Raw genomic sequence first — 12242 nt, 5'->3', positions numbered from 1 at the left:
GCTGGTATGCAGCAGGGGTCGGCGGTGGTTTTTATCTTGTTTGGAATATTGCGAGTTTCGTCGGCATTGTCGCAGGAAGTCAAATCCCGTCACTCAACGAAATCGGTCTCGATTTTGCTGTGGCAGCGACCTTTATTGCTTTAGTTTTCCCATTAATCAGAACATGGCCCGTGGTGGTCTGTGTTGTGGTGTCTTTGATCGCCTCAGTTGCCTTGTCAGTCAACAATGTTGAAGGTGGCCTTATGATTGCTGCTATTTCGGGTATGTTAGCCGGCTTTATCAGTGAGTCATTTGTGGAACGTAGAAACGGCAATAAGCTCATCAAAGAGGGGGATTCGGCATGATCTGGCTATCGATATTCCTCATGACCGCGATTGTTTTCCTTAGTCGATATTTGTTTCTAGAACCGGCCATCCCGCTTCGATTAAACAGCACTGCGAGACGGTTGTTACGTTATTCGAGCCCTGCGGTATTAACGGCAATCTGGGGGCCGATTGTGTTCGCACCAGAGCAAGCTTTTTGGCCAAGCCTAGAAAACCCTTATTTGATCGGCGCGGTAGTGACTGGGCTTTTGATTTGGAAAACGGGTAATGTGCTGCTAACGATCGGTGTCAGCATGGCGATGTTCTTGTTCTACAACCTTGTCGCGGTTGATTTCCTTTTTCATTAATACGCAGCTCAATTGATACGGTGTGTCACGGCATTAGTTATCCTCGTTTCAAGTGTATGAGTCATTACTTGAAACGAGTGCCCCTAGGTTCTATTTAGTATAAATATCTGTGCTTCTTTATTCAGAGACGATCTGTCCTTACCTCCCTAAATATTTCCGAATGATGCTTCCTATTTAAATGCAATTGATTTTATATGATTCCGTGTTGTTTAATTCGTTTTACTTATGGATTAAAAGGAGGTAAATTTGCAGAAAATTCAACATGTTGAGTTGTTTGTGTTGATGATCGAACAGATATCTCCCCCTGATTTACAAAGTTAAAAGGACCTAACAATGTACAGATTTCTCGTAATCTTATTTCTACTCGTACCTCTGAAATTATCGGCTGCACAAGATACTAAGCAAGCATTAGTACAAGAGCTTCTTCAGATCATGGATGTCGATTCCACGTTGGACGCGGTATATGTTCAAATGGATAGCATGATGACCAATATGTCTAAAGAACTAGAGGTTTCGGAGTCAGAACGAGCTATCTTTGATGATTACTATCAGAGCATGAACGAGTTGATGAAAGAAGAGGTCAGTTGGCAAAAGCTAGAACCAACAATTGTAACGATCTACAGTAATCAATTCACTGAAGATGAGCTCGGTGCGATGATTGATTTCTACAAAACAGAACATGGAAAAAGCATTCTGAAAAAAATGCCAAAAGTGACGACAGAGTCAATGATCATGACTCAGTCGTTAATGCAGCAAGTTATACCTAAAGTTCAAAAGTTAACGACCAAACTAAAACAAGACCTTGAAGCCCATAGAGGTTCCTGATCAGAAGCAGTCAGGTTTGTGATTTGAAATAACGCTCTATACTTGGTCGATAACGTAGATATTCTTGAAACACACGCTGTATTTCATGCAATGATTTATGTGTTTCAAACTTAATCATGCATAATTACTGCCTCACAGCTGAATCATTTTAGGTGTGGGTATCGTGTATTTAGGTTTGGTAAGGAGTTAATTTGGCTAAGAAGTATTATGTGGTTTGGAAAGGTCGTACACCGGGTATTTTTACCACTTGGAACGAGTGTAAATCGCAAGTCGATGGTTTCGCTGGTGCGAGATATAAATCGTTTCCAACATTAGTCGAAGCTGAGTCTGCTTTCGGCGGTAAAGCATCTTCTGCGTCTAGTTCTGCTTCAACATCTGGATCTTCATCGACCAAGCCAAGTGTTGCGGGTAAGCCTAAGAAAGCGAAAGTCCCACCTCTTTCTGAGCAGCAAATCTCTGAAATGCCTTTCGATATCAAGATATACACAGATGGCGCTTGTGAGCCGAACCCTGGTGAAGCGGGAACAGGCTTAGCTGTTTACTTGAACAACGAATTAACCGAGTTGTGGTATGGCTTGTATCAGCAAGTTGGAACTAATAATACAGCAGAGCTGCACGGCTTGAAGCAAGCGTTTATTCTGGCTAAGGAAAAGCTGAAAGGTGGTTTATCTGTCGCGATTTATTGCGATTCTAAGTACTCGATTGATTGCATTACCAAGTGGGCTACAGGTTGGGAGAAAAAAGGCTGGACGAAGTCGGGCGGCGAAATTAAAAACCTCGATATCATTAAGCCTGCGTATGCCCTTTACCAAGAGTTGGCTTCTAAAATCACCATTTACCACGTTAATGGCCACGTCGGTATTGAAGGTAACGAGCTTGCCGACCGAATGTCTATTGTGGCGATTGCTTCTAAAGAGCAAGACTTGAGTAGATATACTGAAACTGACGATCTCACTGAAATCTTAGCTTTGCGAGCGGGCTAGGAAGAGTTAAAAGTTAGAAAGTGAGTTAACCAAAGCGTTACTGTTTATATTAAGGTAACGCTTTGTTGTATGCTCCCACCTCATTTCACTCGACTTGTTTAGTCGAAGACTAAGCTGGATTTTCTATCCAATGAGACAGTTGTTGAGCTTGCTTCAACGAATTAAAACTCTCTTCCACTCTTGTTCTTGCTCTCATCCCCATCTCTGTTTTGTCATTGCAGCTCAACTGCGCAAAACGCTCAATCGCTTCTCTTAATTCCTCGACGTTTTTCTCGCTAACCACAAAGCCTGTCTCTGGAGTGACGATCTCCTTACAACCCATGATATTGGTGGTAATCACTGGAGTTCCCACGGCCATCGCTTCTTTAAGTACCAATGGGCCTGTGTCCACACAACCCGTTGCCGAGAAGCAGAACGGTGCGATCAAGCTATCGTAATTCGTTAGGTTCACTTTCACCCATTCGTGGGGCTTAGCTCCTAGAAAATTGACGTGTCGAGTTAAACCTTGTTGCTCAACTTGTGTTTTTAATTGTTGTTCTAAATCGCCAGTGCCGACGATATCAAGATGAATGTCGAGAGGTTGGGCAATCGGTGCCAACGCATCTATAAGATGATGGATGCCTTTTTGCTCGACTAATCGACCTAGAAAAACAAAGCGAAGTTGCTTCGATTCGGTTTTTGGGTTGAGTTGGAACTGTTGGGTATTCACTCCGCAGTGCAGAAGCTTGATGTTTCCTTTCGCCATGGTATTGAAGTCAGTGAGCATGTCTTTGCACACGGCAACCACAAAATCACTCGATGAAATCTTATGTTCAATATCATAAGCAAACTCGTAAACATCATGACCGTGAGCAACGAACGAACAGGTGATATTCAGCAGTTTGGCCGCGACGATGGCGTGCGCTGTAGTGTGCTGACAGAAATGCGCATGAACGTGTTCGACGTCGTTTTCCGCGAGTTGCAGCGCTAATTTAAACCCATAAGCGAACAGTGACTTTTTGGGCATGCTGGTTTGCTTAGAAATAAATGAGACAGCCTTGATGAAACTTATCCAGTTAATGCTGGCGACTTTACCCTTTCGAACATTTTTACCTATTTCGACAATGTCGTAGTCGAACTGTTTTTCGCTGTTTTCAATTTTGAACGTCATTACACAAACATCGTGCCCACACGCTTTCACTGAGTCGACTTCTGTTTGAATGAAGGTCTCACTGAGTACAGGGTAAGTTGGCGCAACAAATGCTACTTTCTTCATTCCTTACTCCTCAAATCCATATGACTAAAGCTATCAAGCCAAGGTAATAACCAGTAAAGCAAGATACGAACCAAGATAAAATCGTAGCTTTGGAGGGCTTTTCGATTGCTTTCCGAAGGTTACCCCTTAAGAAGTAGCTCGTTTTCTCAAATTGATAATCAAATTGGAGTTGCAGTTTTTTTTGGACATCTGTGTTTTGTCGTCATTTTGAGAATGGACGCGTAGGTGGCTGATCTAGAGGTGATTTCATAGCAAGGCACTCTCGGCATAGAACATGCAACGTCAGCCATATAACGTATAAATCTGAGGGCGTCATTATGGCTAAAGTAAGTGTTGTTATTCCTACCTATAATTGTTTGGATTACCTGCCGAAAGCAATTGGCAGCGTACTGAAGCAGACACATCAAGATGTTGAACTCATTGTCATTGACGATAACAGCAACGATGGAACGTCGACGTATCTCGCTTCGATAGACGACGAGCGCATTATAATCATATCTACGTTGGGTGTTGGTGCGCCTCAAGCGAGAAACCTAGGGATTGAAAAGGCGACCGGTGAGTACATCGCTTTTTTAGACGCAGACGATTTCTGGTTTCCGGAAAAAATTGAGCGCCAACTCGAATTTCATCAACGATACCCAGATCTTGCGATGAGCTTTACTAACTACGAGCATCTTACTGAAGATTACCAAGTGATTATCGACTGCTTTAGTTACTGGTCGCAGTTTCAAGACCAAGATGAGTTGTTCATTAATATCGAGAATCCGCTTGAGTTCATCATCGAAAATAACGTGATTGGAACATCAACGGTCATGGTGAAAGCGGATGTGTTTTCTCAAACAGACAGTTTCAATGCTGACATCAAGTATGGGGAAGATTGGGAACTGTGGCTTCGAATGAGTGAAAACCATCAGATCGGTGTGTTGAACTCGGTGCAGGTTGGTTACTTGATGAGAGCGAGTTCAGTAACCCAAACTGAAAGTCTTAAATTGAGAAATTTGCAATCTATAGAGACTATTCTTCAACATTACCAAAATGACAGTCAACGATGGAATCTACCCACTTCCAGCTTCAAAATCGCAAAGGCGAGAATATTGGAAGGCTACGCTGACTATTATCGAGGCTTACAAAAAAACCGATTGGCTATCTCATACAGTATCCGCTCGTTAGTTTTGGCTCCGCAAAAACGAACCTTACGACATCTTCTTGGAGACTGTAAGAGTTTCCTAATGCCTGCATTGTAAGGAATAGGTGTCTGCTATGGGGTCACTAAAACAGTCTGCCTATTACGCCATTGGCATAGTGATGATGAAAGGGATCTCACTCGTGATGATCCCCTATATCACCCATAAGATGACGTTGGTTGAATACGGTTCTTTAGAAGCCATTGTCTTGTTGGCTGACATCGGGACGATCCTATTTAGCTTTGGGATTGTTGAGGCAATGTACCGGTATGTGGGTGTCGTCGAGGGTGATGAAAAGCGAAAGCTGGTCTCGAACTGTTTCACGTTAAGTGTTTTGGTGTGTGTGCTAGGGGGCGCTTTAATTGCGCTCAGTATGCCGTTATTAATATTCATGCTGCCCGTAGAGTTTCAGCCGTACCAAATTCTCCTTCTCCTTATCCCTGTCATGCTCGACGGAGCGATCTCTATTCCGCTTACCTTAATGCGAATGAATGCGATGGCGAAACGTTTTTGCTTGCTCAATGTCTTCAAAGCTGGTGTTCAAGCCTCGATGACTTTTGCGCTGCTTGAGGCTGGATATGGGATCGACGGCGTGTTGATCTCAGCGGCGGTATCTAGCGTGTTACTCATGGTTTGTTTAGTGCGTTATCAGTGGCAAGAGATGGGAACTTTTGGCTGCTTCAAATACTCAGCCAAGATCTTAAAGTTTGGACTGCCTGCTTTGATGGGTGGTGCGTCAATGTACATGATCACAGGGTTAGATCGTTGGGTGATGGCGAGCTTTGTTGGGGTGGAAGAACTGGCGATTTATGCGGTCAGTGGCAAGTTTGCATTGCTGCTTGGCTTGTTGCTACAGCCTTACGCGCTTTGGTGGTTCCCAAACCGTGTCGCTATGCTTCAACAACCGGGAGGTAGCAAAAAGTGTGCTGATAGTGCCTTAGTCGGAGTGAATTTCGCGATTGTTTTGGGCTCTTTGATGATTCTAACGGTGCCCGGTTTTATCTCTTTAATTTTGCCAAGCAGTTATCACTATGCAGGGACTCTTGTTGTCGCTTTGCTTGCCATCAGCGTTATCAAAAACGCAGGTGATTATCTTAACCTTGGTTGTTTCAGTGGCGATTCGAGTCAATCGCAAATGTGGGTTCAAGGAGGGTGCGCGATACTGGCTGCCATTGGTTATTTTACAGTGACACCGATATTTGGCGTGGGGGGCGTTATCTTCGTTCTTTGCGGCACTTATACCTTAAGGTTGTTGCTCCTATATTTTGTCAGTCAATCGATGGAATATTTACCGTATCAACACAGTAAGTGGTTAACCGCAGTCAGTATCGCTGTTGTGGCTATCGCTTGTGACCGACTTCTTGGCTTGGTATTCGCTAATGTTCATGACTTTGTTTTAGGTGTCTGTGTTGCACTAATAACGCTGGTGGCCTTTGTTAAATATTCGGTCATCGTTATTCCTCAAACTCTGCTTGATAAATTGACACTCGGCAAGCATTCACATGTTGGCTAAACCACATCATTCAGGCCATGAAGAGCTTCATTAAGCAAATCAAAATTCAAATAGTCATAATAAAACGCTGTTCATAATAATTTGGATTAGATAGTATTTATAAATTCAATGAATGCTAACTATGGAAAGATATATGAATAAGTGGATGCTGCTCCTCTCAATGCTTTCAGCGGCCTCATACAGCGCCTCTGATTTTTCAAGTGAGGGTATTACTGTTCCCGACTTCAATTCACCGGATTTCAAGCCGCCTGAAATTTCTCAGCAGGAACAACACAACATCGTTTGTGAAAGCGTAGTCTGCAATTCAACATCTGCACGTCAGCCCGTTCCTGTTGTTGGTGAAGTGCCCGATAGGGAGCCTAACCAAACCATCGAAACCCTTGCGAGTGCCATTTACATAGTGGGTGAAATGGGGGTTGCAGAAAACTTAGCGACACCAGAGTACGAGAAATTTTTTGAGAATTAGTTGAAAGGATACGGTAGTAGGATTGGTACTGGTTTTAATAGCTGCTATAAAGGTCATATTTCATTCAATGATACGACAACCTTGGCATATTGTAACTAGGAAACACCCAATGGAAATATGGAAGTTACTGCTGTTTATCCCTGCCTGTTTTGCACTCAACATGACGCCGGGCCCAAACAATTTGTTATCAATGAACAACGCCCGTTGTTACGGATTTCAGGCCGCCTTTGTCGCTGGCCTAGGAAGAATCCTCGCTTTTTCTGGCATGATTGCTTTGGCTGCATCTGGCTTAGCGGTTGTGCTTTACACCTCTGAAACGTTGTTTTTCCTTATCAAGCTATTTGGTGCGATGTATCTGTTGTGGATCGCGTTCAACCTATGGCGCTCACAAGCCAGCCCGGTTGCGGATATCGAGCGAAATAAGAACTGGTTTGGTCTGGTTAAACAAGAGTTTGCACTCGCTGCCGGCAATCCAAAAGCGATACTCATTTTTACTGCATTCCTTCCTCAATTTGTCGATGTTTCAGCGAACGTAAATACTCAATTCTTTGTTTTAGGAAACACGTTTCTAGTATTAGAGATGGTTGCTATCTCTATCTATGCAGCCTTCGGTTTATACCTTAGACATTGGTTCTCTAGGCCTGAAATGGCGCAGCGTTTCAATAAAGCCTGCTCGGTGTTTTTAGCATTTTCTGGTGCGAATTTGCTGATCAGCCGACAGTAAGGAATATGAAGCAGAACTCTTTACTTGCTTCATTTGAATGGTGAAAAGGAATGTTATGAGCACCAATGATCTATCTAAAATGGGTTCTGCTCGGGTCACCTTGGAAGAGCTTGATGGTGAACTTTGTATTCGAAAGCAAGGTGCTGGTGGCGTAGAGATTTCCTTTTACCAACATGCAGCTCAGCATTTGTCTGGTGTGCATAGCCCTAAGCTATTGGCTGTTAAAGGGGATGATCTATATATCGAATACATTCCGCACTCTTTGAAATTAACTGAACTTCAAATCACCTCCGATGTATATCAGCAACTTTCTCGTATTCACCAATCTCAATATGTGCCGAGCTCTAAAGTCAAAGAGCATTGTTGGCACATAAATGAAACCGAGACAGCTTTAGCCTCTCTGAAATTACCTCTAGTAACACAAGATAGTTTGCTCTGTATTCAGCAGCTTAGTGATGCTTTGTTCGACCATAAAACTTTGGTCTCTGGGGATGCGAATGAAGGGAATTGGGGGAGAAGAGACAACGGTCAGCTCGTGCTATTTGACTGGGAGCGTTTTGGTTTTGGCAGCCCTGCGATAGATTTGACTCCGATCGTTTCACGAATGGGGACTTTGTCAGATTATGAGCGCATTGTTGATCAGTACCTTTGCCATAACACCTTGATTCCGCGTGAGGATTTAATAAAGCAATTGATCATCGCGAAAAGCTGGATCGTAGTTGAAGTTACGAATATATTAGTCACGCGTAACAACCCTGAAGCTTCGAAATACATCAATTGGTTTAGAGAGCAATTGCCCACTTGGTTGGCTTCAGTTGAAGGCCGATTGTAGTCGAAGGGCGGTTGTAGTCATATCTATAAAGGTCTATCTATGAATGTTGTTTGTGCGGAAAAACAAGAACTGGCTGATATTTACCAGCTTGAACATACTTTGTTTGGCGACCACGCTTATCCGCAGTTTTTCTTTCGTCAAGCCTTTGATTGCTGGGGGAAGGGCTTATTGGTGGCTAAGCAAGAGCTGAAGGTTGCGGGTTATGTGTTGATGACACCAACCGACAAACCACAAGAGTATTGGGTTTTGTCGTTAGCTGTTGATAAAGAATTCCGAGGCATGGGAGTAGGGCGTTTATTGATGCAGCAGGCGATAGCGACACTGCCTCAAGAATCCAAAATATTGTTGACCGTAGATCCCAATAACACATCGGCTTGCGCGCTTTATGCATCGATGGGTTTTGTCACGATCAAAGAGGAAGATAACTATTTTGGCGAAGATGAGCCACGCTTGGTAATGCAACTCATCATCTAGGTTTGCTTAACCTTGTGTGTGCTGGTTCTCGCTTTCACACACCTAGGTCAACATCACGATACCGTGCATTAATACGACACTAGAGGTGAGGCGAGTTCTCATATCAAAGTAGCCATCCGGGCCTACGCTTTGATTTTCTTCTCTCATCGACCTTTCCGCTCTCCAAACCGCAATATAGCCGATGATAAGAATCAGAGTAGTGAGAAACTCCTTTTGTTCCCCAAGTAGCACGGCTAACCACGCGACTAACACAATCACGTTACTTAGAATCAGAGCCTTATTGCTCGATTGGCTTTCGAAATTTTCGATGCCATTTCCCCACAAAATACCCGACAAAAAACTCAATATGACCACGCTGTAGGTGATGAAGAGTGTCTCGCCACTCAGGCCCAAGAATTGACTGTCGGTGAGTGATAACAGTAGGCCGAATAAAAAGGGGATTAAACCCATATAGCCGAGCTTGGCCATGGTGTTGCGTGTTTGAGTTGTCTCCAAGTAATCTGACCTCATAATTGCTGCTCTATTGCATTTTTGAGGGTACTACTGGTTGGCGATGTAGAACTCGGGAAGGTTGCAATCACTTTGCCTTCTTTGCTGACCAAGAACTTGTAGAAATTCCATTTTGGTTTGATACCGGCTTGTTGTTGGATTTCGGCAAAGACTGGGTTTGCGTTTGGCCCAGAGAGTGAAGCGCGCGCCATCATCGGAAAGGTGACGCCATAATCTAGGTAGCAGATTTTAGCGGATTGCTCCTCGCTTCCTCTGTCTTGGCGAAAATCATTACTTGGGAAACCAACAACCGTGAACCCTTCATCTTTATACGTTTGGTGAAGCTGCTCAAGTTGTTCGAATTGAGGCGTGAAACCGCATTGGCTTGCCGTATTCACGATTAATAAAGTCTTGCCTTGAAACTCTTCACATAGCTCAATTTCTTCGTTTGAATTTAACAGCCTTTGTTTGCCGTTGAGTATCTCAGGGCAGCTTGCTGAAAAAGCGAATGAACTTGTTAGGCTCGCGATTAGGGCGGTGGAGCACAGCAGTGAATGTTTCATAAGTCTGACTCATTTTAGTTGGCGTAACTGTTATTACTGTTCAGCGACTTAAAATGATCACTTTAAAGACCAGAATCGCTCCAGTATCAGCTGTCGCTTGAGTGTCAATTGTCGCTTAGCAAATAGGGCTCCACCAAGCGTCTGATGTTTACCTTGGCTCCAAGACGAGATGCCAGCAGGTACATGCCTCCGATCTTTCGGTGGAGGAATAGGGCATCGGCTGGTGGCGTGTGCCAATACTCTTGCTCCATGCTGAGTATGGTTCCTGCTTCACGAAGCCTTTGTGCTAAACCACTGGCTTTGAAGTCGTAATCTTCATCGACAAGCATGGGTTCACACGCCATAGTCACTAAGTTGAGAATCGCTTGGCGCTGGTCTGGGAGTATGGTCTCGCTAAAAAATCCAATTTGCTCTAGGGCTTTGTTTAACCCCTGCTCATCATGATTGACCACAGATGTGAAAGCCATGCGATAACCATCACTGAAACGGTCGCTGTATTCACGGGTGGCTCCGAAATCCAACAAGCCAATCTGTCGTGTTTGTACCACATACAAGTAATTGGCGAAGTTGGGATCGGTTTGCACCATCTTAAAATCGAACAATTCCCTGAACATGAGTTCGAGCAAGCTGTGCATCACAAAATCACGAGTGCTTTGATCATAACCTTCGATTTGCTCTATCGAGATACCCTCAATGAAGTCCATGGCGAGCACCGATTCTGATGAGATTTGCGCATGAATCTTAGGCACGACGAAGTGAGAGTGATCTTTTAATGCATTGTGATAACGAGTCGCATAGTCAGCCTCGCGAGCATAGTCCGCTTCATCGTGGAGCTGTTTCTTTGCTTCTTCTAATAAGCTTTTGTAATCGACCGACTTGGGTATCAAACCGACGATGTTAAGCAATGTACCCACGTTATCTACATCACTGTCGATGCTTTTTCGAATGCCTGGGTATTGGACTTTGACGGCGAGTTTGTCCCCCGCATCGCTATAGGCTTGGTGAACTTGGCCGATAGATGCACTGGCGATCGGTTTAAAGTTGAAGGAAAGGAATTCGGTTTTCCAATTGCTCCCGAGCGAGCTTTCTAACACTTGATTGAGTTGTTTGGTTGGCAGCGGGTCGGCGTCTGAACGCAGGCGAGAAAGAATGTCGGCGAGCTCAGGTTCGAGGACATCGCCAGCGTCCATTGACAACATTTGGCCAAGTTTCATCGCTGCACCGCGCAAGTGTGCGAGTTGGTCAGTCAGGCGAGCAATGTTCTGCGGCGTCAGCATTAAGTCTTTTGCTTTCGGCCTATTGCCCTGTGCGAGTTGTTTGGTGCCTTCCGTTATCACATTGCCCGCGACTCTTGTTGCCAGTGAGGCAAACTTGCTGAATCTTGAAATACGATGGGTAGGTAGATTTCTTTCTTTTGTCGACATAAAGGTTCTCACTTAGTTATCAAGACTCACTACAAAGTTCTATCAATCATTACCCAACCGAATGTTTTGTTGTGGTAACGTGGCTCGCGAAACAGTAAACAGAATTTAAAGGGCAAAACATGAAGTTTATTTGGTTAAAAGTTGCGGTTACCGTTTTAGTTTTTGCTGCGCTGTTTGGTGTGGTGTATTACAAAGTCGCGAGTGGTATGTCTTAACCAAGCGCTATTTTGTGCAGCTGTTACCATCGCAGCGCGACTTTCCGGTTAACCAGAACGAGACTTTATATCGGTTCTTGGCAAATCGTAAATAACACCAATCTGCCACTGGCTTGAATATCGCCCAACGTAAAGGGGCGTATAGCCAACCTTTTCCTACTAAGCGCCAAGCTTGGTAGGTCACGTCTAAACCTAGCAGCAGTTTTCCATTCTCATCTAATGCATGCAAAATGGTGTTGGCTGCGTCGGCCTCAATCTGAGGGTAGTCTGAAAAGGCTTCACTGTAGATATCGATGGTTTGAATCTTATTCTCGGTATCATGCTTGGCAAGTGCCGCCATCTCCTTTGCGCACAATGGACATGTCCCATCGTAAAATATCGTAAGTTGTGTCATCGTCTGTTCGCCTATCATTTCACGACCTTAACCTTCAGTTACCCGTTAAGTCGGCACCCGTCAATTCAATCGCTTGTTATTCAATAATCTAGCAATGGCTACGTGATTGCACCTTTTAAAGATCACTTACCTTGTATCCAAAGCTCTAAAGATGTCCGACTTAGACACTTTGTTCATCCTTTCAAGTCCTTGATTGTTTGGTCAAATCTCTGGTTTATGGACAAATGATGA

At 44.1% G+C, this 12242-nt stretch carries 14 protein-coding genes and 1 pseudogene; 10 read left to right on the top strand and 5 right to left on the bottom strand.

Annotated features, from left to right (window positions below):
- The 4 genes and pseudogenes from A142_RS17905 to A142_RS17890 form a co-directional block, all read left to right on the top strand.
- A pseudogene (locus A142_RS17905) lies at nucleotides 1–344 on the top strand (AzlC family ABC transporter permease); the annotation flags it as partial.
- Nucleotides 341–670, top strand: coding sequence for an AzlD domain-containing protein (locus A142_RS17900; RefSeq protein ID WP_019825993.1), 330 nt, complete (start codon nucleotides 341–343; stop codon nucleotides 668–670). The pseudogene A142_RS17905 and the gene A142_RS17900, both read left to right, overlap by 4 nt.
- 333 nt (nucleotides 671–1003) lie before the next feature.
- Nucleotides 1004–1495 carry a DUF2059 domain-containing protein gene (locus tag A142_RS17895; protein WP_019825992.1) on the top strand — a complete coding sequence of 164 codons (492 nt, stop codon included), beginning with the start codon at nucleotides 1004–1006 and terminating at the stop codon, nucleotides 1493–1495.
- Nucleotides 1496–1686: 191 nt separating this feature from the next.
- Entirely contained in the window at nucleotides 1687–2478 is a 792-nt protein-coding gene (locus tag A142_RS17890; protein WP_019825991.1) for a ribonuclease H family protein, read from the top strand.
- 109 nt (nucleotides 2479–2587) lie between these two features.
- Here the strand turns inward: A142_RS17890 and A142_RS17885 are convergent, their stop codons facing one another.
- Nucleotides 2588–3733 (bottom strand): glycosyltransferase, encoded by a 1146-nt coding sequence (locus A142_RS17885; protein ID WP_019825990.1) that lies wholly within the window; start codon nucleotides 3731–3733, stop codon nucleotides 2588–2590.
- A 317-nt stretch (nucleotides 3734–4050) separates the two neighbouring features.
- Between A142_RS17885 and A142_RS17880 the strand changes: the two genes are divergently transcribed.
- The 6 genes from A142_RS17880 (at nucleotide 4051) to A142_RS17855 (ending at nucleotide 8926) form a co-directional block, all read left to right on the top strand.
- Nucleotides 4051–4977, top strand: a complete 927-nt coding sequence (locus A142_RS17880) for a glycosyltransferase family 2 protein (protein WP_019825989.1) — start codon at nucleotides 4051–4053, stop codon at nucleotides 4975–4977.
- 16 nt (nucleotides 4978–4993) lie between these two features.
- On the top strand, nucleotides 4994–6430 hold the full coding sequence (locus A142_RS17875) for a lipopolysaccharide biosynthesis protein (protein ID WP_029405695.1): 1437 nt from the start codon (nucleotides 4994–4996) through the stop codon (nucleotides 6428–6430).
- Nucleotides 6431–6542: 112 nt separating this feature from the next.
- Nucleotides 6543–6896, top strand: coding sequence for a hypothetical protein (locus A142_RS17870; RefSeq protein WP_019825984.1), 354 nt, complete (start codon nucleotides 6543–6545; stop codon nucleotides 6894–6896).
- 109 nt (nucleotides 6897–7005) lie between these two features.
- Nucleotides 7006–7620, top strand: a complete 615-nt coding sequence (locus tag A142_RS17865; RefSeq protein ID WP_019825982.1) for a LysE family translocator — start codon at nucleotides 7006–7008, stop codon at nucleotides 7618–7620.
- A 55-nt stretch (nucleotides 7621–7675) separates the two neighbouring features.
- Nucleotides 7676–8452, top strand: coding sequence for a phosphotransferase family protein (locus tag A142_RS17860; protein WP_019825981.1), 777 nt, complete (start codon nucleotides 7676–7678; stop codon nucleotides 8450–8452).
- Between the two features lie 39 nt (nucleotides 8453–8491).
- Nucleotides 8492–8926 (top strand): GNAT family N-acetyltransferase, encoded by a 435-nt coding sequence (locus tag A142_RS17855; RefSeq protein ID WP_019825979.1) that lies wholly within the window; start codon nucleotides 8492–8494, stop codon nucleotides 8924–8926.
- 42 nt (nucleotides 8927–8968) lie between these two features.
- On the opposite strand, the gene A142_RS17850 is transcribed toward A142_RS17855, so the two are convergent.
- The 4 genes from A142_RS17850 to A142_RS17835 form a co-directional block, all read right to left on the bottom strand.
- Complete coding sequence (locus A142_RS17850; RefSeq protein WP_019825976.1) at nucleotides 8969–9436, bottom strand: DUF3429 domain-containing protein; 468 nt, start codon at nucleotides 9434–9436, stop codon at nucleotides 8969–8971.
- A complete protein-coding gene (locus A142_RS17845; RefSeq protein WP_017096041.1) occupies nucleotides 9433–9978 on the bottom strand; it encodes a glutathione peroxidase in 546 nt (181 codons plus the stop codon). Before A142_RS17845 ends, A142_RS17850 begins: the two co-directional genes overlap by 4 nt.
- A gap of 104 nt (nucleotides 9979–10082) precedes the next feature.
- Nucleotides 10083–11402 (bottom strand): ABC1 kinase family protein, encoded by a 1320-nt coding sequence (locus A142_RS17840; protein ID WP_019825974.1) that lies wholly within the window; start codon nucleotides 11400–11402, stop codon nucleotides 10083–10085.
- A gap of 222 nt (nucleotides 11403–11624) precedes the next feature.
- Nucleotides 11625–12011, bottom strand: a complete 387-nt coding sequence (locus A142_RS17835; RefSeq protein ID WP_019825971.1) for a thiol-disulfide oxidoreductase DCC family protein — start codon at nucleotides 12009–12011, stop codon at nucleotides 11625–11627.
- Between the last annotated feature and the right edge of the window lie 231 nt (nucleotides 12012–12242).

The organism is Vibrio splendidus 12E03, assembly GCF_000272105.2.
Classification (GTDB): domain Bacteria; phylum Pseudomonadota; class Gammaproteobacteria; order Enterobacterales; family Vibrionaceae; genus Vibrio; species Vibrio splendidus_I.
Note: the sequence above shows the minus strand (reverse complement) of the source record. Positions and strands in the feature narration are given on the sequence as shown.

Excerpts from the sequence above, each read along its gene's own strand:
- A142_RS17900 (WP_019825993.1), top strand. The coding sequence starts at position 341 with ATGATCTGGCTATCGATATTCCTCATGACCGCGATTGTTTTCCTTAGT.
- A142_RS17895 (WP_019825992.1), top strand. The coding sequence starts at position 1,004 with ATGTACAGATTTCTCGTAATCTTATTTCTACTCGTACCTCTGAAATTA.
- A142_RS17885 (WP_019825990.1), bottom strand. The coding sequence starts at position 3,733 with ATGAAGAAAGTAGCATTTGTTGCGCCAACTTACCCTGTACTCAGTGAG.
- A142_RS17880 (WP_019825989.1), top strand. The coding sequence starts at position 4,051 with ATGGCTAAAGTAAGTGTTGTTATTCCTACCTATAATTGTTTGGATTAC.
- A142_RS17875 (WP_029405695.1), top strand. The coding sequence starts at position 4,994 with ATGGGGTCACTAAAACAGTCTGCCTATTACGCCATTGGCATAGTGATG.
- A142_RS17870 (WP_019825984.1), top strand. The coding sequence starts at position 6,543 with ATGCTAACTATGGAAAGATATATGAATAAGTGGATGCTGCTCCTCTCA.
- A142_RS17865 (WP_019825982.1), top strand. The coding sequence starts at position 7,006 with ATGGAAATATGGAAGTTACTGCTGTTTATCCCTGCCTGTTTTGCACTC.
- A142_RS17860 (WP_019825981.1), top strand. The coding sequence starts at position 7,676 with ATGAGCACCAATGATCTATCTAAAATGGGTTCTGCTCGGGTCACCTTG.
- A142_RS17855 (WP_019825979.1), top strand. The coding sequence starts at position 8,492 with ATGAATGTTGTTTGTGCGGAAAAACAAGAACTGGCTGATATTTACCAG.
- A142_RS17850 (WP_019825976.1), bottom strand. The coding sequence starts at position 9,436 with ATGAGGTCAGATTACTTGGAGACAACTCAAACACGCAACACCATGGCC.
- A142_RS17845 (WP_017096041.1), bottom strand. The coding sequence starts at position 9,978 with ATGAAACATTCACTGCTGTGCTCCACCGCCCTAATCGCGAGCCTAACA.
- A142_RS17840 (WP_019825974.1), bottom strand. The coding sequence starts at position 11,402 with ATGTCGACAAAAGAAAGAAATCTACCTACCCATCGTATTTCAAGATTC.
- A142_RS17835 (WP_019825971.1), bottom strand. The coding sequence starts at position 12,011 with ATGACACAACTTACGATATTTTACGATGGGACATGTCCATTGTGCGCA.